Annotated in this window: 23 protein-coding genes and 1 tRNA gene; 16 read left to right on the forward strand and 8 right to left on the reverse strand. The window is 60.2% G+C overall.

All coding sequences use genetic code 11. The features are described from left to right. Nucleotides 1–2: 2 nt before the first annotated feature. From VE934_RS02030 to VE934_RS02045, 4 genes are all read right to left on the reverse strand, one after another. On the reverse strand, nucleotides 3–512 hold the full coding sequence (locus VE934_RS02030; protein ID WP_324883819.1) for a peptidylprolyl isomerase: 510 nt from the start codon (nucleotides 510–512) through the stop codon (nucleotides 3–5). Nucleotides 513–517: 5 nt separating this feature from the next. Beyond that, nucleotides 518–1,120, reverse strand: coding sequence for a peptidylprolyl isomerase (locus VE934_RS02035; RefSeq protein WP_414693798.1), 603 nt, complete (start codon nucleotides 1,118–1,120; stop codon nucleotides 518–520). Continuing rightward, the gene (locus tag VE934_RS02040; RefSeq protein ID WP_324883821.1) at nucleotides 1,120–2,391 is read right to left on the reverse strand and encodes a L,D-transpeptidase family protein; all 1,272 of its coding nucleotides are present in this window, start codon (nucleotides 2,389–2,391) and stop codon (nucleotides 1,120–1,122) included. Before VE934_RS02040 ends, VE934_RS02035 begins: the two co-directional genes overlap by 1 nt. 62 nt (nucleotides 2,392–2,453) lie before the next feature. Continuing rightward, on the reverse strand, nucleotides 2,454–3,530 hold the full coding sequence (locus VE934_RS02045; RefSeq protein WP_324883823.1) for a L,D-transpeptidase Cds6 family protein: 1,077 nt from the start codon (nucleotides 3,528–3,530) through the stop codon (nucleotides 2,454–2,456). 318 nt (nucleotides 3,531–3,848) lie between these two features. Between VE934_RS02045 and cysS the strand changes: the two genes are divergently transcribed. The 10 genes from cysS to galE all read left to right on the forward strand — a co-directional run bounded on the left by cysS (nucleotide 3,849) and on the right by galE (nucleotide 15,427). Beyond that, nucleotides 3,849–5,228, forward strand: a complete 1,380-nt coding sequence (cysS, locus tag VE934_RS02050) for a cysteine--tRNA ligase (protein ID WP_324883825.1) — start codon at nucleotides 3,849–3,851, stop codon at nucleotides 5,226–5,228. A gap of 55 nt (nucleotides 5,229–5,283) precedes the next feature. Then, nucleotides 5,284–5,982: a DNA-3-methyladenine glycosylase 2 family protein gene (locus VE934_RS02055; RefSeq protein ID WP_324883827.1), complete on the forward strand. Its 699-nt coding sequence runs from the start codon at nucleotides 5,284–5,286 to the stop codon at nucleotides 5,980–5,982. A 10-nt stretch (nucleotides 5,983–5,992) separates the two neighbouring features. Next, nucleotides 5,993–6,973 carry an acetyl-CoA carboxylase carboxyltransferase subunit alpha gene (locus VE934_RS02060; protein ID WP_324883829.1) on the forward strand — a complete coding sequence of 327 codons (981 nt, stop codon included), beginning with the start codon at nucleotides 5,993–5,995 and terminating at the stop codon, nucleotides 6,971–6,973. A gap of 27 nt (nucleotides 6,974–7,000) precedes the next feature. Continuing rightward, nucleotides 7,001–7,942, forward strand: a complete 942-nt coding sequence (gene tilS / locus VE934_RS02065; protein ID WP_324883831.1) for a tRNA lysidine(34) synthetase TilS — start codon at nucleotides 7,001–7,003, stop codon at nucleotides 7,940–7,942. A 184-nt stretch (nucleotides 7,943–8,126) separates the two neighbouring features. After that, nucleotides 8,127–9,398, forward strand: a complete 1,272-nt coding sequence (locus VE934_RS02070; RefSeq protein ID WP_324883833.1) for an aspartate kinase — start codon at nucleotides 8,127–8,129, stop codon at nucleotides 9,396–9,398. 55 nt (nucleotides 9,399–9,453) lie between these two features. Continuing rightward, nucleotides 9,454–9,546 (forward strand) — tRNA-Ser (locus VE934_RS02075). 252 nt (nucleotides 9,547–9,798) lie between these two features. Further along, nucleotides 9,799–10,992, forward strand: coding sequence for a glycosyltransferase (locus VE934_RS02080; protein WP_324883835.1), 1,194 nt, complete (start codon nucleotides 9,799–9,801; stop codon nucleotides 10,990–10,992). A 9-nt stretch (nucleotides 10,993–11,001) separates the two neighbouring features. Continuing rightward, the gene (gene glf, locus VE934_RS02085) at nucleotides 11,002–12,207 is read left to right on the forward strand and encodes a UDP-galactopyranose mutase (protein ID WP_324883837.1); all 1,206 of its coding nucleotides are present in this window, start codon (nucleotides 11,002–11,004) and stop codon (nucleotides 12,205–12,207) included. Further along, nucleotides 12,207–14,402, forward strand: coding sequence for a sugar nucleotide-binding protein (locus VE934_RS02090; RefSeq protein WP_324883839.1), 2,196 nt, complete (start codon nucleotides 12,207–12,209; stop codon nucleotides 14,400–14,402). The genes glf and VE934_RS02090 overlap by 1 nt, the downstream gene beginning before the upstream one ends. A 2-nt stretch (nucleotides 14,403–14,404) precedes the next feature. Beyond that, entirely contained in the window at nucleotides 14,405–15,427 is a 1,023-nt protein-coding gene (galE, locus tag VE934_RS02095; RefSeq protein WP_422662156.1) for a UDP-glucose 4-epimerase GalE, read from the forward strand. Nucleotides 15,428–15,448: 21 nt separating this feature from the next. Here galE and VE934_RS02100 read toward each other — a convergent pair whose 3' ends face one another. Then, nucleotides 15,449–17,230: a glycoside hydrolase family 2 protein gene (locus tag VE934_RS02100; RefSeq protein ID WP_324883843.1), complete on the reverse strand. Its 1,782-nt coding sequence runs from the start codon at nucleotides 17,228–17,230 to the stop codon at nucleotides 15,449–15,451. 239 nt (nucleotides 17,231–17,469) lie between these two features. Between VE934_RS02100 and VE934_RS02105 the strand changes: the two genes are divergently transcribed. Further along, nucleotides 17,470–17,724 carry an I78 family peptidase inhibitor gene (locus tag VE934_RS02105; RefSeq protein WP_324883845.1) on the forward strand — a complete coding sequence of 85 codons (255 nt, stop codon included), beginning with the start codon at nucleotides 17,470–17,472 and terminating at the stop codon, nucleotides 17,722–17,724. Nucleotides 17,725–17,837: 113 nt separating this feature from the next. Here the strand turns inward: VE934_RS02105 and VE934_RS02110 are convergent, their stop codons facing one another. Genes VE934_RS02110 through VE934_RS02120 form a run of 3 tightly spaced genes read right to left on the reverse strand, consistent with a single transcriptional unit; the run spans nucleotide 17,838 to nucleotide 20,417 of the window. Further along, the gene (locus VE934_RS02110; RefSeq protein WP_324883847.1) at nucleotides 17,838–18,233 is read right to left on the reverse strand and encodes an RNA-binding S4 domain-containing protein; all 396 of its coding nucleotides are present in this window, start codon (nucleotides 18,231–18,233) and stop codon (nucleotides 17,838–17,840) included. Between the two features lie 48 nt (nucleotides 18,234–18,281). Then, complete coding sequence (locus VE934_RS02115) at nucleotides 18,282–19,697, reverse strand: sensor histidine kinase (RefSeq protein WP_324883849.1); 1,416 nt, start codon at nucleotides 19,695–19,697, stop codon at nucleotides 18,282–18,284. A gap of 42 nt (nucleotides 19,698–19,739) precedes the next feature. Beyond that, nucleotides 19,740–20,417, reverse strand: coding sequence for a response regulator transcription factor (locus tag VE934_RS02120; protein WP_324883851.1), 678 nt, complete (start codon nucleotides 20,415–20,417; stop codon nucleotides 19,740–19,742). Between the two features lie 96 nt (nucleotides 20,418–20,513). Between VE934_RS02120 and VE934_RS02125 the strand changes: the two genes are divergently transcribed. From VE934_RS02125 to VE934_RS02145, 5 genes are all read left to right on the forward strand, one after another. After that, nucleotides 20,514–21,473 (forward strand): Bug family tripartite tricarboxylate transporter substrate binding protein, encoded by a 960-nt coding sequence (locus VE934_RS02125; protein ID WP_324883853.1) that lies wholly within the window; start codon nucleotides 20,514–20,516, stop codon nucleotides 21,471–21,473. Beyond that, nucleotides 21,473–22,015 carry a tripartite tricarboxylate transporter TctB family protein gene (locus tag VE934_RS02130; RefSeq protein WP_324883855.1) on the forward strand — a complete coding sequence of 181 codons (543 nt, stop codon included), beginning with the start codon at nucleotides 21,473–21,475 and terminating at the stop codon, nucleotides 22,013–22,015. Before VE934_RS02125 ends, VE934_RS02130 begins: the two co-directional genes overlap by 1 nt. 42 nt (nucleotides 22,016–22,057) lie before the next feature. Beyond that, a complete protein-coding gene (locus VE934_RS02135) occupies nucleotides 22,058–23,569 on the forward strand; it encodes a tripartite tricarboxylate transporter permease (protein ID WP_324883857.1) in 1,512 nt (503 codons plus the stop codon). Nucleotides 23,570–23,648: 79 nt separating this feature from the next. Then, on the forward strand, nucleotides 23,649–25,118 hold the full coding sequence (locus tag VE934_RS02140) for a sigma-54 interaction domain-containing protein (protein ID WP_324883859.1): 1,470 nt from the start codon (nucleotides 23,649–23,651) through the stop codon (nucleotides 25,116–25,118). Nucleotides 25,119–25,272: 154 nt separating this feature from the next. Then, on the forward strand, nucleotides 25,273–26,457 hold the full coding sequence (locus VE934_RS02145; RefSeq protein ID WP_324883861.1) for a substrate-binding domain-containing protein: 1,185 nt from the start codon (nucleotides 25,273–25,275) through the stop codon (nucleotides 26,455–26,457). Nucleotides 26,458–26,557 lie beyond the last annotated feature (100 nt).

Raw genomic sequence — 26,557 nt, forward strand, 5'->3', positions numbered from 1 at the left:
GCTCAGCTCAGGGCAACAGCTTTTTCAATGACGACGTCGGCTTTGGGCACGTCACTGTGGCCGCCTTTGCTGCCGGTTTGCACGGCCTCAATCGCGTCGACCACATTGCGGCCCGAAACGACTTTGCCAAACACGGCATAACCCCAGCCGGAAGGTGTGGGAGAGGTGTGATTCAGGAAGCCGTTGTCGGATGCGTTGATGAAAAACTGCGCGGTGGCCGAGTCGGGCACATTGGTGCGGGCCATGGCGACGGTGTACTTTTCGTTTTTCAGGCCGTTGTTGGCTTCGTTGGCGATGGGTGCGCCGCATGGCTTTTGCTTCATGCCGGGTTCAAAGCCGCCGCCCTGAATCATGAAGCCGGGAATGACGCGGTGAAAGATGGTGTTGGTGAAATGGCCCTTGGCAACGTAGTCCAGAAAATTGGCAACCGAGTTTGGTGCTTTTTCTTTGTCCAGCTCAAGGGTGATGACGCCGTGGCCGGTGATGTGGAGTTCTACTTTTGGATTGGTCATGGTGCTTATTTAATGAGGGTTGCAGAGTTGATAAGAATGGGTGTTTGGGGCACGTCGCTTGGGAAAGGTCCGCCCGGGCCGGTTGGTGTGGCCTTGATTTTGGTGACCACGTCCATGCCGCTGACCACTTTGCCAAACACGGTGTAGCCGTGGGCCTGGGCACTGGGGTTGAGGAAGTCGTTGTCTTTGACATTGATGAAAAACTGTGACGAGGCGGAATTGGGGTCGTTGGTGCGTGCCATGGCCAACGTCCCAACCACGTTTTTGTCACCGCCTTTGGACAGTGCCTCACGGCCTTCGTGCTGAACAGGTGCGCGGGTTTTCTTTTCGGCATACTTCGCGTCGTAGCCTCCGCCCTGGATCATGAAGTTCTCAATAACCCGGTGAAACACGGTGCCGTCATAGTGCTTGTCTTTAACGTACTGCAGAAAGTTTTCGACCGTCTTGGGCGCCTTGTCGGGATACACCTCGACCACAAAATCACCTGCGCTGGTTGCGAATTTGACTTTGGGCGGCGCACTCTGAGCCATGGCCTGTCCAAACATGAGGCTAAATGCAGCGACGGCCAGCCATACACGGCGGCCACTTGCAAAAGATGTTGATTTCATCAAACCACTCCTTCAAAAAATATTTTCCATTGGCGGCTTTGACGCACCCAGTACTGACGCCGGACCTGGCCCGAGCGCGCCCCGGCCACCACTTCGCCAAAGGTTACCACCATGGTGTCGCTACCGCTGTCCGTCCACCGCAGATAAGAAAGGTCTTTCAGTTGAACCGCGCGTCCCCGCATTTTTTCTGCTTCAGTTCGCTGCTGCACAGTCCAGTCGGCCAGCGTTTTGCCGTAGCTGTTGAAGTCAGTGGTGTACAGGCTGGTAAGCGTCGCTATGTCGCCGGTCGATTTGGCTTTGTGCCAGGCTTGCAGGGCTGCATCAAAAGCCTGGGTGTCGGTTTTCACGCTGTCTGCGGCCACCCATTTGAGGCTATGCGCGATCACGACTGGTGTGCTGCGTACCTCTACGGTCTTGATGATGCGTTCGAGGTCCGGGTTGGCCAGCACCACGCAGCCGTCTGTAGCCAGCGGCGGGCGGGAGAACTGCGCAGGCGGTGTGCCGTGCAACCAGATGCCGCTGCCGGTTTTGCCGCGTTTGACGTCGAGCTGGTTGGGGTAGTTGATAGGAAGTGCGCCGGAGCCATAAAAGTCTTTTAGCGATTTGGGGTCCAGATTGCTGGTAACAAAGTAGATGCCCAAGGGTGTGCGCAGATCGCCCTCAACCATTTTTTCGATACCTGATTTCCCCAGGGAAATGTAGTAGTCGGCCAGCAGCTTCAAGCCGGTGGCGGTGTTTTCAAACAAGTACAGCCGCGCTCTGGAGGCATCGACAGCGATTGCGTGCTTGTTGCGTGCAGAAAGCTGCAGAAACTGCGATGGGATGGTGCCAGGCGCGGGCCGTTCCCTCAGGGCTTTCAACCGAAGCAGGGACTCTTGACGCAAATCGCCCAGCATGGTGGCGTTGGCCGTGGCGGTGGTGCCGGGCACATCTCCCAGTGTGCGTACGGGGCGCGACTGGGCCGCCAGCAAGTCGCCGTAGACAAGTTGGGCCAGCTGAAAGTTGGGGTGATCGGTAACGAGTCGCTCGGCCTGCGCCAGCGCCTCGCGGCTTTTGGCTTGTCCTGCCAGCTTGTAGATTTCTATCAAACGGGCTTCGGCTTCTCCATCCCTGGCCTTGGCGCGTGCGGCAGGGCGTGGCGTTGGTTTCCGCTGCTCGGCGGCCGGGCGTGCCGCCGCACTTTTGGACGGCGGCAAGGTCTGCGCAGGTGCGGCAAAGCTGCACAGCAAAAACATTGCCATGACAAGTGGAGCGGCCGTGGCGCGTTGCATGTAGTCAGGAAAAAGTGTCAATGAAAGGCCGCAGACAAATGCGTGTGACCGTGCGCGCCGTATCAGCTGCCGGTGGATTCCCTGACGATGAGCCAGCGATCACCCGCCTTGGCCATGTCCAGTGTTTTGCGGCTTGACACGTTGAGCGCATCGGCGCTGTAGTCCTGTTTGAACTTGGCCGTGGCTTTGCTGCCCTTGACCGCGACGGACACATTGCTGAGTTTGACGCTGATGCGGGATTTGCCCACGATCCGGCTGCGTCGGTCTTCTTCCCACGCTTTGCGCGACTGGTTGCCGGGCGGCGAGAAGTCCTTGCCGTAAGCGGACAGGTAGGCAGGCACATCCTTGGAGGACCAGGCAGTTGCCCATGCGCGCAGGGCCCGTTCGATTTCTTTTTCGGCAGCGCTCGTTGAGGTTGCATCCGCCGGCGTGGGGGTGGGGGTTGGGGTGACGGCAGGGGCCGGAGCGGCAGCAGGTGGTACCACCACGGCCGGTCGTGCGGGTGCCGGAGTGGGGGCAGGGGCAGGCGCTACTGCGGCGGGCGGCGGCTGAGTCGTCACAGGCCCCGACGACTGGTTGCCCGGCGTGCGTTTTGGCACGGTGCTTTCAGCGCTGAAGAGCGTGCGAATCAGGGCGAGCTTGGGTGGCACAGCGGCGTTGTTGCCATCAAGCTGCAGCGCCTTGCTGTAGGCCTGGCTGGCCAGGCGGGCGTATACGTCGCCCAGATTCTCGTGAGCGGTGGCGTAGCTGGGGTTGGTGCGGATCGCCATTTCAAGCGAGGCACGCGCCTTGTCAAACTGGTTCTGGCTGGCGTACAGCACAGCCAGGTTGTTATAGGGCTCCGGCAGCTCCGGGTAGTCCTGGGTGATCTTGGTAAAGGTGGTGATGGCGTCACCCGGCTTGCCCGCTTCAGTTTGAATCACACCTTTGATAAAGCGCATTTGCGGGTCACGCGGTTTGCCTGCAAGGTATTGCTCGGCTTTTGCCAGCGCCTCTGGAAGCTTGCCTGCACGGGCCAGATCATTCACATCGGTGTATTCGTCAGCATGCGCCGCCGTGACGAAAAGGGCCGCCGTGAGAACCAGCCAGCGCAGGACGCAAGTCAGGGGCTTGCTGGAAAAGGGGACAGTTTGGGGCATATTTCCTCGTAGCGCGTTGAAAGGCCGGGATGAACCGTAACATGCAAAAATGGGGCCGGCGAGTCAGTCGGTACGGGGGTGCAACACCGACTGGCTATACTGAGCGATTGTATCTGAGCGTATCGTTTAGGATGCCGCACGCCGGGCCCCCGGGCATCAGGTAAGCGGCCTTTTTACCAGTCTCGATCACCCTGCGTTCTTGTGATCGACCTTTCGGAGCAGCTTTTGCCTTTGCCGATGTACGCGATGACCTGCCCCCGTTTCAGTGACCCCATCTAGTCCCGGCAAATACAGCCAGACTGACTACCCAGACTTTTCATGAGCCTTCGCATTTACAACACGCTGTCGCGTGCCGTAGAAGATTTTTCGCCCCTCGTCCCCGGCCAGGTCGGCATGTATGTATGCGGCATGACCATTTACGATTTGTGCCACATCGGCCACGCCCGCATGATGATGGCGTTCGACGTGGTGCAGCGCTGGCTCAAAGCCAGCGGCTACAGCGTCACTTACGTGCGCAACATCACTGACATTGATGACAAGATCATCAAGCGCGCGGTTGAGCGCGGCATCACCATCCGCGCGCTGACGGACGAGATGATCGCCGCCATGAACCGTGACATCGGAGCACTGGGCATCGAGCCACCCACGCTGGAGCCACGCGCCACCGAGTACGTGCCGCAGATGCTGGACGTAATCAGCACCCTGGAACAAAAAGGCCTGGCCTACCGCGCCAGCAGCGGGGACGTGAACTACGCCGTGCGCAAGTTTGTCGGTTACGGCAAGCTGTCCGGCAAGTCGCTGGACGAATTGCGCGCCGGCGAGCGCGTCGCCGTACAGGACGGCAAGGAAGACCCGCTGGACTTCGTCCTGTGGAAAGCAGCCAAGCCCAGCGAGCCCGCTGACGCCCAGTGGGCCAGCAACTTCGGTAAAGGCCGGCCGGGCTGGCACATCGAGTGCTCGGCCATGAGCTGCCAGACCCTCGGTGAAACGTTTGACATCCACGGCGGCGGGGCAGACCTGCAGTTTCCACACCACGAAAATGAAATCGCTCAAAGCGAAGCGGCCAATGGCAAGCCGCTGGCGCGCTACTGGGTACACAACGGGTTTGTGCGCGTGGACAATGAAAAAATGTCCAAAAGCCTGGGCAATTTCTTCACCATTCAGGAAGTGCTGGCCAAGTACGACGCGGAAACCGTGCGATTTTTCCTGGTCCGCGCGCACTACCGCAGCGCACTGAATTACAGCGATGTGCATCTGAACGATGCCCGTGGCGCACTCAAGCGGCTGTACACCGCGCTGGATCTGGTGCCATCGGGGGCGACCATGCCCATTGACTGGACCAACCCCTACGCAGCTCGCTTCAAGGCAGCGATGGATGAGGACTTTGGCACGCCCGAAGCAGTGGCCGTTCTTTTTGAGCTGGCTGGCGAGATCAACAAGACACGTTCTGCCGAGTTGGCTGGCCTGCTGAAAAGCCTGGGCGCATGCCTTGGCCTGCTGCAGGGAGAGCCGGGGATGTTTTTGCAGGCAGGTGCCGGGCTGGACGATGCCAGCATTCAGGCCTTGATTGCGGAACGCGCGGCCGCCAAACAAGCCAAAGACTTCGCTGCGGCCGACCGGATTCGGCAGGATCTTCTGGCCAAGGGTATTGTGCTCAAGGACTCCCCGGCCGGGACGACGTGGGAAGTGCAATCTTGATGTGTTTTATAAGTGTTTTCGGCTGTTTGCCCTTTGGTGATGGCGGTAGTGCGCTATGAAAAACATAGTAAAAAGCGGACCCGCCAGCGCTGAGCTGGCTGACGTTGCCGATCCGGTCGTCGCTTCCGTACCTGAATACTGGGCTGATGCCTGCAAACACCTGGTCAAAAAAGACCGGGTGATGAAACGGCTGATTCCGCAGTTTGGCGACGCCTGCTTGCAGTCGCGCGGCGATGCCTTCAGCACGCTGGCGCGCAGCATTGTGGGCCAACAGATTTCGGTCAAGGCGGCGCAAACCGTGTGGCACCGTTTTGCCGCCTTGCCGCGCAAGATGACGCCGGGCAACGTGCTCAAACTGAAGGTGGACGATATGCGGGCCTCCGGCCTCAGCGCACGCAAGGTCGAGTACCTGGTTGATTTGTCGATTCACTTTGATGCGGGTACGGTCCACGTCAAGGACTGGCAGGCGATGGACGACGAATCCATTATTGCCGAGCTGATCGCCATTCGCGGCATTGGCCGCTGGACGGCCGAGATGTTTTTGATTTTTTATTTGCGGCGTCCCAACGTGCTGCCGCTTGACGATATTGGCCTGATCAACGGCATCAGCCAAAACTATTTTTCAGGCGAGTCCGTCAGCCGCAGCGATGCGCGCGAAGTGGCCGCCGCCTGGGCGCCCTATTGCAGCGTGGCAACTTGGTATATTTGGCGCTCTCTGGACCCCTTGCCTGTGTTGGGCGCCGAGCAGAATTAAGGAGCAGCAGATGGCAAAGAAGACCTTCCTCGATTTCGAGCAGCCGATTGCGGAGCTTGAAGGAAAAATAGAAGAACTGCGCTACGTGCAAACCGAGTCTGCTGTGGATATTTCTGAGGAAATCGACCAGCTCGCCAAGAAAAGCCAGCAGCTCACCAAAGACATCTACAGTGACCTGAACGCCTGGCAGATCACCAAGATTGCGCGCCACCCTGAGCGCCCTTACACACTCGACTACGTCAACGAACTCTTCACGGATTTTGTGGAGTTGCATGGTGACCGGCATTTTTCCGATGATCTGAGCATCGTCGGCGGCCTGGCCCGATTCAACGGCACCGCCTGCATGGTGCTGGGCCACCAGAAAGGGCGCGACACCAAAGAGCGCGGCTTGCGCAACTTTGGCATGAGCAAGCCTGAGGGTTATCGCAAGGCGCTGCGGCTGATGAAAACCGCCGAAAAGTTCAAGCTGCCGGTGTTCACCTTTGTCGATACACCGGGGGCTTATCCCGGCATTGATGCTGAAGAACGCGGCCAGTCAGAAGCTATTGGCCGCAACATTTTCGAAATGGCCCAGCTCGAAGTGCCCATCATCACCACCATCATCGGTGAGGGCGGCTCGGGCGGCGCGCTGGCGATCTCTGTGGCCGATCAGGTCGTCATGCTGCAGTACTCCATCTATTCGGTCATCAGCCCCGAGGGCTGCGCGTCCATCCTGTGGAAGACGTCCGATAAAGCCGAAGAAGCGGCGGAAGCCCTGGGTATCACCGCACACCGCCTCAAGGCTCTCGGCGTCATCGACAAAATCGTCAACGAGCCAGTGGGCGGTGCGCACCGCGACCACAAGCAAATGGCAGCGTTTTTGAAACGCGCCCTCAACGACGCCTTCCGCCAGGTCAGCGACTTGAAGGTGAAGGACCTGCTGGACCGTCGTTACGAGCGTCTGCAAAGTTATGGCCGCTATACCGACACCAAAGCTGACGCTGGCAAGTAAGCCCACCTTAGAAAGCGCGGGGCGTTGATGGCCAGCGTGGTCGAAGCGCTGGCAAACTTTTCACCAGGCCTGCCGCTGGCCGTTGCGCTCAGCGGCGGCGCTGACTCCACCGCCTTGCTACTCGCCTGTGCCGAGAAATGGCCCGGGCAGGTGAGCGCCATTCATGTCCACCACGGCCTGCAGGCTTCGGCTGATGATTTTGTGCGCCACTGCGAAGCCCTGTGTCTCCAACTGAAAGTTCCCCTCGCAGTTCACCGCGTTGACGCACGCCATGCAGCCGGCGAAAGCCCGGAAGACGCGGCCCGCAAGGCGCGTTACGAGTCTTTTCGGGCTGCCGCCCAATCATCACGGGCGGAAATTGCTATCAAAAGCATAGCTTTGGCCCAGCACGCCGATGACCAGGTTGAGACCATCCTGCTGGCGCTGTCGCGCGGTGCGGGCCTGCCCGGTCTGTCCGCGATGCCGGCGCGATGGGAGCGCGACGGCATCACCTACCACCGCCCTTTGCTGCAAGTGCCCGGCGCGCAGTTGCGTGCCTGGCTGGTAGAGCGGGGCGTCACCTGGGTGGATGACCCGACCAATACAGACGAGAAATTCACCCGCAACCGGATCCGCGCCCGACTGTTGCCACCACTGGAGGCGGCTTTCCCCCAGTTTCGTGAAACCTTTGCCCGCAGCGCCCGGCATGCCGCGCAGGCGCAGGATCTGCTCAATGAAATCGCCGCGCAGGATCTGCTCGCGGCGGGTTCTCCGCCGGTAATCAGTTCCTTGCAAGCCTTGTCACAAGCGCGCCAGGCCAATGTGCTGCGGCATTGGCTACAGCAACAGGCTGCAACCCCCAGCTCGGCGCAGTTGGAGCAACTGCTGAGTCAGGTGGCAGCCTGCACGACGCGCGGGCATCAGATTCATATCAAGGTGGCCTCAGGCCATGTCACTCGCCAAGGCTTGTGCCTGCACTACGCGGGCTAGAAAGTTATTGCCGCGGTTGATGTGGCATGGATCCCGGATCAAGTCCGGGATGACAAGCCCAGGGGGCAGGTCATCAGCAGAGGCAATACAGCCGCTGGCTATAATTGAAGGCTTTGCTGCGGCCTCAATCTGCGCCTACAGCAGAAAAGCCAAGTCCTTACAAACTCCTGATTGACCTCCTGCAATGGCACTGATCGTTCATAAATACGGCGGCACTTCGATGGGCTCAACAGAGCGCATCCGCAACGTCGCCAAGCGTGTGGCCAAGTGGGCGCGCGCCGGCCACCAGATGGTGGTCGTTCCCAGCGCCATGAGCGGCGAAACCAATCGCCTGCTGGGCCTTGCCAAGGAACTGGCGCCTGCTAGCGCCAACGACAGCTACCACCGCGAACTGGACGCCCTGGCCGCTACGGGCGAGCAGGCCTCCAGCGCTCTGCTGGCTATCGCCCTGCAGTCCGAGGGCATGGAGGCGGTCAGTTACGCAGGCTGGCAAGTCACCATCAAGACCAACAGCGCCTATACCAAGGCCCGCATCGAGTCGATTGACGACAAACGCGTACGCGCCGATCTGGACGCAGGCAAGGTGGTCATCATCACCGGCTTCCAGGGCGTGGACGGCGAAGGCCATGTCACCACCCTGGGCCGCGGCGGGTCTGACACATCGGCCGTGGCTGTGGCTGCGGCGCTCAAGGCCCACGAATGCCTGATCTACACCGACGTTGACGGTGTCTACACAACTGACCCGCGTGTGGTGCCAGAGGCGCGCCGCCTGCACACGGTGAGCTTTGAAGAAATGCTGGAGATGGCCTCCATGGGCTCCAAAGTGCTGCAAATTCGCTCGGTCGAATTTGCGGGCAAATACAAGGTTCCCCTGCGTGTGCTCTCCAGCTTCACGCCCTGGGACATCAACATCGACGAAGAGGCCAAATCCGGCACCCTGATCAGTTTTGAGGAAGACGAACAAATGGAACAAGCCATCGTATCGGGCATCGCATTCAACCGCGACGAAGCCAAAATCTCCATCCTGGGCGTGCCGGATACCCCCGGCATTGCGTACCAAATCCTGGGCGCCGTGGCGGAAGCCAACATCGAAGTCGATGTGATCATCCAGAACGTCAGCAAGGACGGCAAGACCGACTTCAGCTTCACCGTGCACCGCAACGACTATGCGCGGGCGATTGAGTTGTTGAAAACAGCGGTCCTGCCCAAGCTGGGCGCGCAGGAAATCACTGGCGACGCCAAAATCTGCAAGGTGAGCATTGTTGGCATTGGCATGCGCAGCCACGTCGGCATTGCCGCCAAAATGTTCCGCTGCCTGAGCGAGGAGGGCATCAACATCCAGATGATTTCCACCAGTGAAATCAAGACCTCAGTGGTGATCGATGAGAAGTACATGGAGCTCGCGGTGCGCGCCCTGCACAAGGCCTTTGAGCTCGAGCAACCCACAGCTGCCTAGGTAATCAGGTAAAAGGCGGGCAAGTCGTGAGATAATCGCGCTCTGCCAGAAATCAGGAAACGTGACCGAGTGGCCGAAGGTGCTCCCCTGCTAAGGGAGTATGGGGTGTAGAGCCTCATCAAGGGTTCGAATCCCTTCGTTTCCGCCAAACATGACGCGCAATCTTCACAGATTGCGCGTTTTTTTTGGTCTTCTGAAACTGGGACACGCGACCCATCACGGCGCACTTTTGGCGAAGGACGCGTCCGACAAGTGGTGCGGCTACTTGCCTACCAGGCCAATGTAAAGCTGTTACTAACCTGAAGACCGCTTCCCGAAAAGTCATGTCGAGAAATCTATCGATGGCCAACGCGGAGTTCGATCCGGCTTTACCAATCTCACCCATACGCAGCACTGAAACATGAACACACTACTCGTCTACTCCCATCTTCGCTGGAACTTTGTTTATCAGCGTCCGCAGCATGTGTTGTCCCGTATTGCGTCCGAGTGGCCGGTGGTTTTCATCGAAGAGCCGGTTCCGGGTGCTCCTTCTGACCGTATCGAGTTCATCGCCGCTGCGCCTGGGGTTGAAGTGTGGCGACCGCATCTGCGCGGCAGTGAGCACGGCATGCACCCAACCCACAAGGCTGCCATGCAGCGCCTGGTCGCGCAGGCTTTGCGTCAGCGCAAGATTGAGGACTACTGGATCTGGTTCTACACGCCCATGGCTCTGCCGTTTGCCGAGGCACTGGAACCTGGCGGCGTTATTTACGACTGCATGGACGAGCTGTCCATGTTCAAAGGCGCGCCTCCTCAGTTGCTTGAGCAGGAAGCGGCGTTATTCCGTGCTGCCGATCTCGTTTTTACCGGAGGCCGCAGTTTGTACAACGCCAAGCGTGGCCGCCATCCCAACGTGCACTGTTTCCCCAGCAGCGTGGATGCGCTTCACTTCCGGCCGGGTGTGTCTGACCATCCGGCGCAAGCCAGCTTGCCCCATCCACGCCTTGGTTATTGCGGGGTGATTGATGAACGCATCGATATCGAATTGATCGCTGGCATAGCCGCCGCCCGTCCGGATTGGCAGCTTGTCATGGTCGGCCCCACGGCCAAAATCGACCCGGCCAGCCTGCCCAGGCATTCCAACATCCACTGGTTGGGGCAGCAGAGTTATGCCGATCTGCCAGCCTTCATCAACGGCTGGGATATTTGCCTGCTTCCGTTTGCGTTGAACGATGCAACACGTTTCATCAGCCCGACCAAGACACTCGAGTACATGGCCTGCGGCAAGCCTTCTGTGAGTACGGCGATACGGGATGTGGTTGAACCCTACGGACATGTTGTGCCGATTCGCGCAGATGCCGCCGGTTTTGTCGAAGCGTGTGACGCGATCATGGCGCGCAATGTTCAGGAGCGGGACGCTCATCAAACCGAGGTCGACGGGATTATTGCGAAGACATCCTGGGACGCAACTGCGGCAGGTATGGTTGAGCTGATCGCCAAGGCCCAGTCTGCGCGAGAGTCACGGCCGCTCTCTGCCGCCACCAGCATTGCCGCCGAGCTGCGCCGCGGCTTGAGCGGTGCCTCCGCCACGGTGGCTGGCGCTGCCGCGTCCTGAGGTCATCACATGGACGCAAACAACCACGAATTCGTTCGGGCAGCCGCTGCCCGTGCTTCAGGCCATGACGGCTTCGATTACCTTGTTGTCGGTGCCGGCTTTGCAGGCAGCGTGTTGGCCGAGCGACTGGCCAATGTGCTGGGGAAGCGGGTGCTGATCGTCGACAAACGCTCTCACATTGGCGGCAATGCCTATGACCGTTACGACGATGCCGGCGTGCTGATTCACCCCTACGGTCCGCACATTTTCCACACCAATTCGGAAGATATTTTCGATCACCTGTCGCAGTTCACTGCATGGCGTCCTTATGAACATCGCGTGCTTGCCAGCGTCGATGGCCAGCAGGTCCCCATGCCCATCAACCTGGACACCATCAACAAGCTCTACGGCCTGAGCCTCAATTCTTTCGAGGTTGAAAAGTTTTTTGAATCGGTGGCCGAGAAAAAGGACGAGATCAAGACGTCCGAGGACGTGGTGGTTAACAAGGTTGGCCGCGAACTCTACAACAAGTTTTTTCGCGGTTACACGCGCAAGCAGTGGGGGCTGGACCCGTCCGAGCTGGACGCCAGCGTCACAGCACGCGTGCCAACCCGCACCAACCGCGACGACCGCTACTTCGCCGACAAATTTCAGGCCATGCCGCTGCACGGCTACACACGGATGTTCGAGCGCATGCTGGCTCATCCCAACATCAAGATCATGCTAAACACCGATTACCGTGAAGTGCAGAACATCGTGCCGTGGCGGCACATGATTTACACCGGCCCGGTAGATGCGTTTTTTGACCACAAGTACGGCAAGTTGCCGTACCGCAGCCTTCGCTTTGAACATACCACCTTGCAGCAGGCACAGTTTCAGAAGGTAGGCACTGTCAATTTTCCCAATGAGTGCGCTTACACCCGGGTGTCTGAGTTCAAACACATTACGGGGCAGTCCCATGCTGCCACCTCGATCGTGCATGAGTACCCCTGCGCCGAGGGCGACCCCTACTACCCGGTGCCGCGCCCGGAGAACGCAGAGTTGTACAAAAAATACCAGGCGGATGCCGAGAACACACCTGAGGTGACCTTTGTGGGCCGCCTGGCAACTTACCGTTACTACAACATGGACCAGGTTGTTGGGCAGGCACTCACCGCATTCAAAAAACTGCAGGAGGCAGAGGCCGCACAGGTTAGCGGCACCAGCGCGGCTGGCCTGGCGGTGGCTGCAGACTGATGCCTCTCGAGTTATGGGCGGGGCCTGAGTGCACCGTCAACCGCCTTGGCGATACCTACCACGATCAGCTGGAATCCAGCCAGTTCGTGGAGGACCCATTGCACCTGGAAAGGCTTGCGGGTCTCGGCATTTCGCGCATGCGGTTTCCCTTGCTTTGGGAGCGTACCGAAACGAGTCGCGGTCAGCGGGACTGGCGGTGGTCGGACACCGCTTTGGCCCAATTGTCAGCGCTCAAGGTTGAGCCCATCGTTGGCCTGCTGCATCACGGCAGCGGCCCGGCCTGGACAAACCTGCTGGACCCTGCGCTGGCGCCTCTGCTGGCGAACTATGCCGGCGCGGTCGCGGAACGTTACCCGTACATCACTGACTGGACGCCGGTTAACGAGCCGCTGACGACCGCGCGTTTCAGCGGGCTTTACGGCTTTTGGTACCCCCACCGCAGCGACGATGCCAGCTTTGTCCGCGCGCTGCTCAACCAGATTTATGCCACCGTGGGCGCGATGAAGGCGGTTCGCCGCATCAATCCCCACGCACGCCTGGTGCAGACAGAGGATCTCGGCTTTGCTACCAGCTCACCTTCGTTGGCCTATCAGGCAAAGTTTGAAAATCTGCGCCGCTGGCTCAGCTTTGATTTGCTGACCGGGCGGGTTGACCGCAGGCACGGGTTGTGGCGCTACCTGCGCAAAGCTGGGGCCAGCGAATATGAGCTGGACGCGCTGTGCGATGAGCCGTGCCCGCCAGACATCTTTGGCGTGAACAGCTACATCACCAGCGAACGGCATCTTGATGAACGGATCTGGATCTACCCGCCCCAACTTGTGGGCGGGAACAAGCGGCACCGTTATGCCGACGTAGAAGCTGTGCGCGTGAATGGCTCGTTCGCGGGCGGCTTCGAGGCACGCCTGCGTGAGACTTGTGAGCGCTATGGCGGGCCAGTGGCCATTACCGAAGTGCATCTCGGCTGCCGGCGTGAGGAGCAGCTGCGCTGGCTGCACCAGGCGTGGGCCGCCGCATCCACCGTGCGGGACGAAGGGCGCGATGTTCGGGCCGTCACCTGCTGGGCGACGCTGGGTACGTTTGACTGGAATAGTCTTGTGACCCGCCGCGATGGTCACTACGAGCCGGGCCTGTGGGACTTGAGCTCAACGCCCCCGCGCGAGACTGCCCTGGCGGGTATGGCGCGCCATCTCAGCAGCGGCAAAACACCCGATCATCCGGTGCTGGGCGGCCCGGGCTGGTGGCAGCGTGAGACTCGCCTGATTTATGGTCCCCAAGGAGAAGTCGAGGCTCTACCCGTTAGCGGCAGGCCACTCCTCATCACAGGCGCCACCGGTACGCTAGGCAAGGCGTTCGCTCGCATCTGCGAAGCGCGGGGCCTGGCCTATCAACTCTTGAGCCGTGCGGACATGGACATTGCCGATCCGGTATCGGTTGAGGTTGCGTTGCAGCGCTGGCAGCCCTGGGCCGTGGTGAACACCGCCGGCTTTGTGCGTGTGGACGACGCTGAACGGGACGGGGCCCGCCAGTGGCGGGAAAACGCCGTCGGGCCTGGTGTGCTTGCTGGCGCGTGCGCCCAGCATGACATTCGTTTGCTGGCTTTTTCCAGCGACCTTGTTTTTGATGGGGCCAAGACCCAGCCCTACATCGAGACTGACACCCCTCAACCACTCAATGCGTATGGCAGGGCCAAACACGAGGCCGAGCGCCGCGTTCTTGCCGCGGCCCCACGAGCGCTGATGGTACGCAGCGCCGCGTTCTTCGGGCCCTGGGATGCGCACAATTTCGTGACCACGGGGCTGCAGGCTTTGCGGCGGGGGGAGCCCTGGACGATGGCACATGATCAGGCTGTTTCGCCAACCTATGTGCCGGACCTTGTGCATTCGTCGCTTGACCTTCTGGTAGACGGCGAGCGTGGCATCTGGCATCTGGCCAACCAGGGGTCTGCCAGCTGGTCAGGTCTTGCGTGCATGGCCGCCGAGGTGGCCGGGCTTGAGACGCGTCTCATCCAGCCAGTGCCAGGCATGACCCTTGGCCAGCTTGCGGCGCGTCCGCGCTTTTCCGCGCTGGGCAGCGCACGCGGCAATGTAATGCCCACGCTGCAAAGCGGTCTGGAGCGCTACATGACCGAAGCCGTTAGTGGCGCGGCCGAGGCTACTGGTTGCGCCGAACCCGTCGTTGCAGAGGAGGCCCTATGAGAATGCCGACAGTCATTATTGCCGGTGGTGCGGGATACATTGGCTCGCACATGGTTCGCCTCGCGCAAGACCGCGGTTACCAGGCGGTCGTGGTGGACAACCTGGCTACAGGCCACGCCGATGCTGTGCACCCAAACGCGATTTTGCGTGTTGGCGATATCGGCGATGCGGCATTCATGGCACCGCTACTGCGCGAGTTTCAGCCGCGTTGCGTGATGCACTTTGCAGCTGCCAGCCTTGTGGGGGAGTCGATGACAGACCCTGCAAAATACTGGCGAAACAATTTGGTGCAGACGCTGAGTTTGCTCGACACCATGCGCGCGTGCGGTGTGAATCAATTCATTTTTTCATCGACGGCGGCTGTGTACGGCGACCCGCAGCAGGTACCGATGACCGAGGCTCACCGGCGGCTGCCAATCAATCCCTACGGCCAAAGCAAGCTGGCGGTTGAAAACGCGCTCGCCGACTACGACCAGGCCTACGGGTTGCGTTACACCACCCTCCGGTATTTCAATGCGGCTGGTGCTCACCCCGATGGTTCGCTGGGCGAACGGCACGAGCCGGAGACCCACCTCATCCCATTGGTCCTACAGGTGGCATCTGGACGCCGCAAGGAGATAGGGCGCTTTGGCAAGGATTTCGACACACAGGATGGTTCCTGCGTCCGGGACTATGTGCACGTGCAGGATCTCGCCGCGGCGCATTTGCTTGCGCTGCAACGGCTGGAGGCAGGGGGCGCCAGCGCCATCTACAACCTTGGCAACGGAGAGGGGCATTCCGTCACCGAAGTTATTGATGCAGCGCGTCGGGTAACTGGCCATGGCATCCCTGTGCGTGATGACCCGCGCCGGGCCGGCGACCCGCCAGTTCTGGTGGCCGATGCAACACGGGCCCGTTCTGACCTGGGTTGGCAGCCCCAACATCCAGACATCGACACCATCATTGCCCACGCCTGGCAGTGGGAGCAAAAAGCGCAGCGGCGGCTCGAGGCGCCTGCGGTCGCGCCACAGTCAGCTTTGGTCTAGCACGCTTGCCTGGGGCCGCGGTCAAACGCCGCCCGGAATCCAGGTGCGCGACTGTGAGGTCGCCCGGGCAATACGCTCCAATGGGAGCTTGGGCGTCCGGTCGGCATAGAGCAAACCATTGGCCTCCTGAAACGTGTCGGCGAACTGCGTGTAGCAAAAGCCGCTGAAGAGCGCGGTGTGAACAACAGTGTCCAGAAGCTGCTCATACAGCCGCGCGAAGGTTTCTTCGTCCGCCACTTCGGAATAGCCCCAGGATTTCGCTCCGCCCGGCTGCGGCGTGCTGCTGAATGCGATGCCGCCAAACTCGGTGAGCATGATAGGCTGGCCCCGATGCGGATGGCCATCCAGCGTCAGCACCCGGCCGCCAGGCCTGCGCTCGCCAAACAGTTTTTCAGGCGGAACCTCGGCGCCATATCGCTCGCGCAGGTGCGCCATGTTGGAGTCATAGTCGTGGATTCCGATGATGTCGGTGACGCCAGACTCCCAGCCGTCGTTGCCGATGACGGCGCGGGTGGGGTCCAGAGACTTGGTCAGGTGGTAGAGCGCATCGACCGCATGGCGCTGCGCCTGTACGGATGGCAGCTCGGGCACGCCCCAGGATTCATTAAATGGCACCCACACGATGATGCACGGGTGACTGTAGTCGCGGTCCAGCGCCTCGGTCCATTCGCGGACAGTGCGTTTGATGGCGGTGCGCGTGAAGCGGTAGGCCGAGGGCATTTCTTCCCAGACCATCAGGCCCAGCTTGTCGGCCCAGTAGAGGTAACGCGGGTCTTCAATCTTCTGGTGCTTGCGCACGCCGTTAAAACCCATGGCTTTTGCCAGCTCCACATCCCGGCGCAGCGCGTCATCATCGGGCGCGGCCATCAAGGTGTCGGGCCAGTAACCCTGATCCAGCACCATACGCAGCACATAGGGCCGGCCATTGAGCATGAAGCGGTCGCGCAGCACGTTGGCCGAGCGCAAGGCCGTGTACGACTGAACCTGGTCCACAATTTCACCGCTGCGCCACAGGGTCAGGCGTGCGTCCAGCAGCGTTGGCCGCTCAGGGCTCCACAACAGCTCGTTGCGGAAATCGTCAATGCCGGGGTCGGAAAGTCCGATGAAGCGGTCCACCTCGCCATCCACCACCAGGTATCGATCGCGTGCGAGCAGCCGGTCTCCGTGACGAAGTTCAACCGCCAGGGTGAAGTCGCCAGTAAGCTCTCCGCGGAGGCGCGCCTCCAGGCCGATTGAAAAGCCCTCAAGCCGAGGCGTCCAGCGCAACTTGTCGATATAAGTGCGGCCCACACGCTCCAGCCATACGGTTTGCCATATGCCACTGGTGCGGGGATACCAGATGACGTGGGGCTCCAGCTGCCAGTCCTGCTTGCCCCGAGGCTTGTTCAACTCGTGTGGGTCGTCTTCTGCATGGACGGTGATGGTCTGCGTTCCGCTGGCATTGAGTGCTTCTGTCACGTCGGCGGAAAAAGGCGTGTGCCCCCCTTCGTGCGTGGCCAGCAGTAGCCCGTTCACCCACACGCGGGCCGAATAGTCGACGGCGCCAAACCGCAAGATAACCCGGTCTTCGCCTGGAAGTATTTCTACTTCTCGTTGATACCAGAATGATTTGTGAAACCCGCAGTCGCCGATTCCACTCGCTTTGGACTCGGGCGGGTAGGGTACCTCAATGATCTTCGTCCACGCTTTGACATCAGCAGGTGAGCGGTAGGCTCCCTCATCGTCGAAGCAAAACCGCCAAGGCCCGTTAAGAGATATCCATTCGTCGCGTTGTAGCTGGGGTCGTGGGTAACCGTGTCTCAATTGATATCCCTGCCTTGATTGAATGGCTCATGCTAGCCCGGGGCAGGGGTGGAGGTGGTGTAGGAGTGGATGCCGTGCCACGGGCAGAAAAATCCCGCTTCAGGCAACCAGCGGTAAAGGTTCTGGCGTTGCCCGGCCAGTCGCGCTAGGGTGTCACTTTCTTTTTTGGAGGTCCCATGGTTTTGAAACTCGCCTGTATCTGCCTTGTCGCTCCCCTGCTATTTGCTTGCGCTGCCCCTGTGAGAACGCCGCCTTCAGGAACAGCCCCGCCATCTTCAGCGCCTGTAACCGCTGTCTGTAATGCTCAGGGCGCGCAGTTCGCCGTTGGCAAGGCACCGGTCGCCAGCCTCGTGGAGCAGGCCCGGCAGCGGTCTGGCTCCTACATGGCCAGGGTATTGCGACCCGGGCAAGTGGTCACCATGGAGTTCAACGCGCAGCGGCTCAATCTGGATCTGGATGCGGCCGGCGTCATTACGCGAGTGCGCTGCGGCTAGCGGCGGGATGGCGTGAGTTTGCCTCTGTAAACCTTCTCTTGAGGGTGGTTGTGGGCCGAATCGACCACCGGCCCTTTAACGACGGGCGCAAAGTGCTATAAAAACAGTAGCAATCAGGAGTCGACCGACGCGCTCCAGCGGTCACCCCAGGCTTTGTCAATGTCGCGCCGGTTGCGCTTGGTGGGTCTGCCGTGCTCCAGGCTGACGGCTGGCTCGGTGTTCAGTCGCCGCTGCTCGGCCGCGAGTTCGCGCTTTTGGATGCTGTCTGGTGTTTCTTCATAAAGCTGCTGTGCGACGGGGGCTGAACCCCGCTGCTGGCTCAAGGCTCGGACCATAACGGTACGGATGACCGGCCCTTGGCGCATCTCCAGGGTGTCGCCGGCCTTGATGTCGCGCGCCGGTTTGGCTTCCACGCCGTTCACCCGGACGCGGCCTTTGCTGATTTCTTCGGTCGCCAGGGAGCGCGTCTTGTAAAACCGTGCGGCCCACAGCCACTTGTCAAGCCGCATGGACCAGTCCCGGCAGGCGAACAATCAAATCATACAGACGCGGTTTTGTCATGAGCTTTCATTTTGCACCAGAGGCAGGCGCACGGTGGCGTCCAGCCCAGCAATACGCCCATGGACTTCGCGGTTTTCAAGGCTCACGCTGCCGCCCAGTGCCTGCGTGATTTCCCGGCAGATGGCCAGGCCCAACCCCGAACCGCTGTGCATGTCTCCGGCTGAAAACGGCTGGAACAACCTGTTTTGCAGCTCTGCCGTGACGCCCGGGCCGTTGTCGGCAATCGTCAGTGCGACCGAGGTTGCATCGGTGATCACGCGTACCGACAAAACGCCTTTGCTCGGCGAGTGTTTGATGGCGTTGTGCAGGAGGTTGCGTGTTAGCTCGCGCAGCATCCACTCGTGCGACTGGACCGGAGCTGGCTCCGTGGTGATGTCGAATTCAAGGTCTTTCGCGGCGATCAGCGGGGACATCTCAAGCGCCACCGATCGCACCAGTCCCGAAAGGTCGTTGGCTGCGCTGTCGGGCTGCTGGCGCAATTGCTCTACCTTGGCGAGGGACAACATCTGGTTGGCCAGTGTGGTCGCGCGATCTACGGTGTCATTAATCTCGAGCAGTGCTTGCCTAGACTCCACGTCACCTCGCAGCGCCGATTGCACCTGCGTCTTGAGAACGGCGAGCGGCGTGCGCAACTGATGCGCGGTGTCGCGCACAAAACGCTTCTGGTTGTCCAGCAGGTGCTGCAGGCGGGTCATCACCTGGTTGGTGGCGTCCACCAGCGGGATCAGCTCCCGCGGCGCATGAGATGCAGCAATCGGGGTGAGGTCACCCTCAGGTCTGGCCTGCAGTTCCTGGCTGATGCGCCGGACCGGACGCGTCGCGCGCTGTACCACCACCACCGCCACCAACGCAATCACGGCGACCAGGACGGCCTGGCGCCACAAGGTATCAAAAAGAATTTTGCGGGTGAGTGTTTGCCTGAGCTCCAGCGTTTCGGCCACCTGCACCACGGCCATTCCGCGCCCGGTCTGGCTGACCACGGGTTGCAGCAACACAGCCACGCGTACCGGGTCCCCTCTGAAAGTGTCGTCGTAAAAATCGACCAGGGCCGCGTACGCGCCGCGGTCCGGAATTTTGCCGACCCAAAAAGGCAGCTCCTCAAAGCCCGACACCAGCGTACCGCTGCGGCTGGACACCCGGTAAAACATGCGGCTCTGGGTGTCAGCCTCAAAGGCTTCCAGTGCAGAGTAGGGCACCGTTGCGCGCAGCACGGCGCCGTCTTCAAAGCCCACCACGTCCAGTTGCTCGCCGATGGATTTTGCCGAGGCCAGCAGTGTGCGGTCATAAGCGGTGTTGATCGCTTCCAGCGCTTGACGGTACAGCCCCACGGTGTTGATCACCACGAAAACGCCGACCGGCAAAAGGATGCCCAGAAGCAAATACCTGCGCAGGGACATGCTTCTCACGCTCATTGATTCAGTTGGGGTAGATGGTGGGGTATCCCTCATGACACTTCAACCGGCCTTGAGCAGATAGCCCAGGCCGCGCAGGGTCATCAGTGTTACGCCGGTGTCGGCCAGTTTTTTGCGTAGCCGGTAAACAACCACCTCCACGGCCTCGTACTGCACATCCAGCTCGCCGGGAAACACCATCTCGAACAACTGCTCCTTGGATACAGCGTGGCCTGGCCTGGCCATCAAGGCATGCAACAGGGCCGCCTCACGCGGCGTCAGCTCCATGACCTTGTCGTCGTGGTAAATGGCACCGCTCTGCTTTTCATAGCGAAGTTGGCCCAGGAGCAAAGGGGCGGGGCTGGATTCTGTATCGGACTCGGCGCGACGCCGATGCAGGGCGCGCAGCCTGGCTTCCAGTTCGTCAAGGTCAAAAGGTTTGGGCAGGTAGTCGTCCGCGCCTGAGTTCAGCCCGATGATGCGGTCACCCACGGTGCCGCGCGCGGTCAGTATCAGCACGGGTGTTGTAAGCCCAGCCCGCCGGGCCTGCTCCAGCACTTGCAGGCCATCCAGGCCGGGCAAGGACAGGTCCAGCAGCACAACATCGGGCGCAACTTGCTGCCACCGGCCCAGTGCTGCGCGTCCGTCGCCGCATGTCTGCACGTCCATGCCCCGGCTTTGCAAGGCGCGGCGCAGCGCGGTTTGCATCGACGGATCGTCTTCTACGAGCAGCAGTTTCATACGCCAAGCCTAGCACTTTCCCTAGTGTTTTGAGACAGCCGATTGACAGGCAAGGAAAGCAACATACAGTTGTCATTAACCCCAAGGAGACAAACCATGCGTCGCGACGAATTCCTCAAATCAATGGTGGCCCTGGCTGCTGCCGGATCCCTTCCCCTGAGCGCGCAAGCCGCGACCAACATGAAAATGATGATCCCGGCCAACCCGGGTGGTGGCTGGGATGCGACGGGTCGCGCTTTGGGGCAAGCCATTCTGGAAGCCAAGGCCGCCGACAACGTGCAATACGAAAACAAGGGCGGCGCCGCTGGTGTGATCGGCCTGGCTCAGTTTGCCAACTCGGCCAAAAATGACCCTGACCAGATCATCATGATGGGCGCCGTGATGATTGGCGGCATCATCACCGGCAAGCCACCGGTGTCACTGACCTCTTGCACCCCCATCGCACGTCTGACCAGCGAGTACAACGTCTTCGTGGTGCCTGCCGAGTCCCCTCTCAAAACAATGAAGGATGTGGCTGAACAGTTCAAGAAAGACCCGGGCAGCGTGAAGTGGGGCGGCGGTTCACGCGGATCTACAGAGCATATATCTGCAGCCATGCTGGCCCGCACCCTTGGCGTGGATCCCAAGAAAGTGAACTACGTTGCTTTCCGTGGCGGTGGCGAAGCGGTTGCAGCCATCTTGGGTGGCAACGTGACTGTTGGCGGCAGCGGCTACAGCGAGTTTGCTGAATACATCAAATCGGGCAAGATGCGCGCCATTGCGGTCACATCTGAAAAGCGCCTGCCCGGCAGCACCGTGCCGACCATGAGAGAGCAGGGCTACAACGTGGTGCTGGGCAACTGGCGCGGCGTCTACGCAGGCCCGGGCATCACCGCCCCCCAACGTGCTGCGTTGACTGAGGGCATCGTCAGGGCGACCAAGACCAAGGCCTGGCAGGATGCGCTGGCAAAAAATGCGTGGACACCAGCAGTCATGACTGGCAAAGAATTCGACGACTTCGTTGAATACGAATTCTCCTCACTGCGCGCCATCATGTATCTCTCAGGGATGATCTGATGCGCGACGACGGCGCTTTTCCGCACGGCGAGGTGGAGCACGCCCCGCCTGTGCTGGAGCAAACCCTGATTGGTGTGGGCGTGCTCGTCATTGGCGGTCTGCTTGCTGTCGGAGCGCTCACCATTCCTGGCGAGGCGGGTTATCAGGGGGTTGGCCCCAATTTTCTGCCTTGGCTGGTGACGGCCGTTTTGCTGGTGTGCGGTGCATGGATGGTGTTTGAGGCCCGCTCAGGCGGCTTTCGCAACGCGGAAGAAGCCTCGGGCGCGTCCACCGGTGACTGGAAGGGTTTCGCCTGGGTGTCCGCCGGCTTGCTGGTCAACGCCGCGCTCATCACGACGCTCGGGTTTATTCTCAGCTGCGCGCTGTGCTTTGTGCTTGCGGTGCGCGGCTTGCGTCAATCCGAGGGAGATGCGGGCGGTTCACTGACCCGCATATTGCGCGATGCTGGCATCGGCCTGGCCATTGCGGCTCCGGTGTACTGGATGTTCACAAAACTGCTGGCCATCAACCTGCCCGGGCTCACGTCGACCGGCTGGATTTGATGGCGTCAGTTTGAAATTGTTGATAGATAGAGAAAGTTAGACATGGATGTTTTGACCCAACTGATGGCCGGTTTTGCCACAGCTGCCACGCCCATCAATTTGTTGTGGTGCCTGATTGGTTGTGTGGTGGGAACAGCGGTAGGCGTGTTGCCGGGTATAGGTCCGGCGGTCGCCGTTGCCATGTTGCTGCCCATCACAGCCAAGGTTGAGGTCACGGCATCGATGATCTTTTTTGCCGGTATTTATTACGGCGCCATGTATGGCGGCTCCACCACATCGATTTTGCTCAACACGCCCGGGGAGACCGGCACCATGGTCACAGCCATGGAGGGCAACAAGATGGCCAAGAGTGGGCGCGCGGGTGCCGCATTGGCGACGGCCGCCATAGGCTCTTTTGTCGCTGGAACCATTGCCACCGTGCTGGTTACCCTGTTTGCGCCCATGGTGGCGCAGTTTGCTGTCAAGCTGGGCCCGCCGGAGTACTTTTTGCTCATGGTGCTGGCTTTCACTGCGGTCAGTGCCGTGCTGGGAAAAAGCACGCTGCGCGGCCTCACCGCGCTTTTTATCGGACTTGCATTTGGGCTGATTGGTCTGGACCAGATCACCGGCCAGGCCCGCTACACACTGGGCGTGCCTGAACTGCTGGACGGCATCGAAATTGTGCTGATGGCCGTGGGCCTGTTTGCGGTGGGTGAGGCGCTGTACATGGTTTTGTACGAAGGCAAGGTCAAGGCCAGCCAGAGCAAGATGAGCTCGGTGCACATGACCGGACTTGAGTGGAAGCGTTCGTGGCCTGCCTGGCTGCGCGGTACGTTTATCGGGTTTCCTTTCGGCACCATCCCTGCAGGGGGGTCAGAAATCCCGACGTTTCTAAGTTATGGCGTGGAACGCAAGCTGTCCAAACATACTGAAGAGTTTGGCACCACGGGCGCCATTGAAGGTGTTGCCGGCCCCGAGGCCGCCAACAACGCAGCCATCACAGGCACGCTGGTTCCGCTGCTGACATTGGGCATTCCAACCTCCACTACCGCGGCGATTTTGCTTGGCGCCTTCCAGAACTACGGCATTCAGCCAGGGCCGCAGCTGTTTACCACCTCATCGGCACTGGTCTGGGCGCTGATTGCCTCGCTCTACATCGGCAACATCATGCTGCTCGTACTCAACTTGCCGCTGGTGGGCCTCTGGGTCAAGCTGCTGAAGATCCCCCGGCCTTATTTGTATGCCGGCATCCTGATTTTTGCAACTCTCGGTGTGTACGGCATGCGCCAGAGCGTGTTCGATCTGGTGCTTCTCTACGGCATTGGGCTCTTGGGTGTTGTGATGCGTCGCTTTGATTTCCCTACCGCTCCCGTCATTGTCGGCATGATCCTGGGCCCCCTTGCGGAAGCGCAGTTGCGCAACGCCATTTCCATTGGTGAAGGTAGCGCACTGGTTTTCCTGCAGCGCCCCATGTCTCTGGTACTGCTCGCCATCGTTGTCATCGTGTTGCTGTTGCCGCGTATTGGCAAGTTTCTGGCAGCGCGCAAGGGTGCGGTAGCGGCAGCCCCCATCTAAAGTCTTTAAAACCAAAGATACGCCGGTGCCCACAAGGCATCGGCGTTTGCGTTTTCCAGCCTGCGTTAACATGCGACGCATGCAAACCGACGATGCCCTGCCGCGCGATGCCCAGAGCATTCTGGCCCTGGCTGCCAGGTCGATGTTCCACCTGTTTTCCACCATCAGCCAGGGCATGTTTCTGGTGGATCGCACCGGCCGCATCGTTTGGGTCAATGAGGGTTACAAGCGATTTCTGCCGGCGCTGGGCTTTACATCGGTAGACCAGTTTGTCGGCCACATGGTTGAAGAGGTGATTCCCAACACGCAGATGCGCCGTGTGCTTGAGACGGGTGAACCTTTTCTCATTGACCTCTTGACCAACCAGGCGGGCACTTTTGTTGTCAGCCGAATCCCCCTGCGCGACGAAAGCGGCGGCGACGTGATTGGCGCCATCGGCATCGTGCTGTTTGACCACCCCGAGACCACCCTGCAACCGCTGATCAGCAAGTTTGCGTTGCTGCACCGCGACCTGGACGACGTGCGGCGCGAGCTGGCCAGTCATCGCCTGCAACCCACCGGTCAGCGCCAGTCCAAATACACTTTTGCGAGTTTTGTGGGCACCAGCCAGGCCGCGGTCGAAGTCAAGCGCCAGGCGCGCCGCGCGGCGCAGACCAGCAGCCCGGTGCTGCTGCTGGGGGAAACAGGCACGGGCAAGGAGTTGCTGGCGCATGCGATTCATGCCTCATCGAGCAGGGCGCGTGGGCCTTTCGTCAGCGTCAACATTGCGGCCGTGCCTGACACACTGCTGGAAGCCGAATTTTTTGGCGTCGCCCCGGGCGCTTACACCGGCGCTGATCGCAAGGGTCGCGAGGGCAAGTTCAAGCTGGCCGATGGCGGCACGCTTTTCCTCGACGAGATTGGCGACATGCCGCTGGCGCTGCAGGCCAAGCTGCTGCGCGCATTGCAAGAGGGCGAGATTGAGCCGCTGGGCTCGAACAAGCTGATTCCTTTTGATGCGCGGGTGATTGCCGCCACCTCGCGTGATCTGGTTGTGCTGGTGCGCGAAGGCAAGTTCCGCGAAGACCTGTTTTACCGGCTCAGTGTGCTGCCCATCCGCGTGCCACCGCTGCGTGAACGCCGCGCCGATATTCCTGCGTTGCTGGAAGTGCTGGGCGAAGACATCGCTTTGCGCAGTGGTGACCGGCAGCCCGAACTCGCCCCCGATGCGCTGGCGCTTTTGTCAGCGCAAACCTGGCGCGGCAACATCCGCGAGCTACGCAATGTGCTGGAGCAGGCAGTCATGCGCAGCGACTCGCCCAACATCGACCGCGCGCAGTTTGAAGCCGTGCTCAAGGAGGCGGGCATAGAGCGCATTGCGCCCGAATCGCTGCCCACGGCGGCAGAAGACTCTGATCCGCTTCAGCCTCTGGCAGAACAGGTGGCCAGGGTAGAGCGCCGGGCGATTGCGGCAGCCATGGCGGCTACAGGCGGCAACAAGCTGGCGGCGTCGCGTTTGCTCGGAATCTCCCGTGCCAAGCTCTACGAGCGTCTGGAAAACCCTGTATAAAAATCAGGCAATTGCCTGAAATAAATACAAAATAATTGTGTTTATTTCATGCAAATTAAAGCTGTTTGAGAAAAAAACTATATAAATCAAGCATCTTTTACTTGGCACGGCATGTGCAATATCGGTGCATCGACTTAAAAACAGGAGACATTTCATGCATCGTCGCCATCTGATCGCGCTCGCCGCTCTCGCCACCGCTTTTGTTTCCCCTCTGGCGCTCAGCCAGTCCAAGGAAATCAAGATCGCCCACATCTACAGCAAGACCGGCCCGCTGGAAGCCTACGGCAAGCAAACCGCGGTCGGTTTCATGATGGGCCTGGACTATGCCACTGGCGGGACCATGATGGTTGCCGGCAAAAAGATTGTGGTGATTGAAAAAGACGACCAGGGCAAGCCTGACCAGGGCAAGTCGCTGCTGGCTGCTGCTTATGGCGACGACAAGGTGGACCTGGCTGTAGGTCCTACCGCTTCCCCGGTCGCCCTGGCCATGCTGCCAGTGGCTGAGGAATACAAAAAGATTTTGCTGGTGGAGCCCGCTGTGGCCGATTCGATCACCGGCGACAAGTGGAACAAATACATCTTCCGCACCGGCCGCAACAGCTCACAAGACGCGATCTCCAACGCAGTCGCATTGGACAAGGAAGGCGTGACCATTGCCACCATGGCGCAAGACTCGGCTTTTGGCCGTGACGGCATCAAGGCTTTCAAGGAAGCCATCAAGAAAGGCAAGCTGGTGCATGAGGAGTACCTGCCACCCGCCACCACCGACTTCACCGCTGGCGGCCAGCGCCTGATCGACAAGCTCAAGGGCTTGCCTGGCCGCAAGGTGATCTTCATTCTCTGGGCTGGCGGCAACCCGTTCAAGATCGCTGACATGGACCTGAAACGCCACGGCATCGAAATCGCCACCGGCGGCAACATCCTGCCAGCCATGGTCGCCTTCAAGCAGTTCCCCGGCATGGAAGGTGCTGCGTACTACTACTTCGGCATACCCAAAAACGCGGTCAACGAAGCCATGGTTTCGCGCCACTACAGCCAGTTCAAGGCGCCGCCTGACTTCTTCACCGCGGGTGGTTTCTCTGCCGCGATGGCTGTCGTTACCGCGCTGAAAAACAGCAAGGGCGAGACCGGCGCAGAGACACTGATCAAGACCATGGAAGGCATGAGCTTTGACACCCCCAAAGGCAAGATGACCTTCCGCAAGGAAGACCACCAGGCCATGCAGAGCATGTACCACTTCAAGATCAAGGTCGACCCCGCTTTCGCATGGGGTGTGCCTGAGCTGGTGCGCGAGATCAAGGCCGAAGAGATGGCCGTACCGATCAAAAACAAACGCTGATTTCCCTTTCTTGTCATCCCCGACTAGATCGGGGATCCATGTCGGCATACCGCAGTTGGTTGGTCAGCGCGGCATGGATCCCGGATCGAGTCCGGATGAC

The sequence above is a fragment of the Polaromonas sp. genome (assembly GCF_035638815.1).
Lineage (GTDB): Bacteria > Pseudomonadota > Gammaproteobacteria > Burkholderiales > Burkholderiaceae_C > Polaromonas.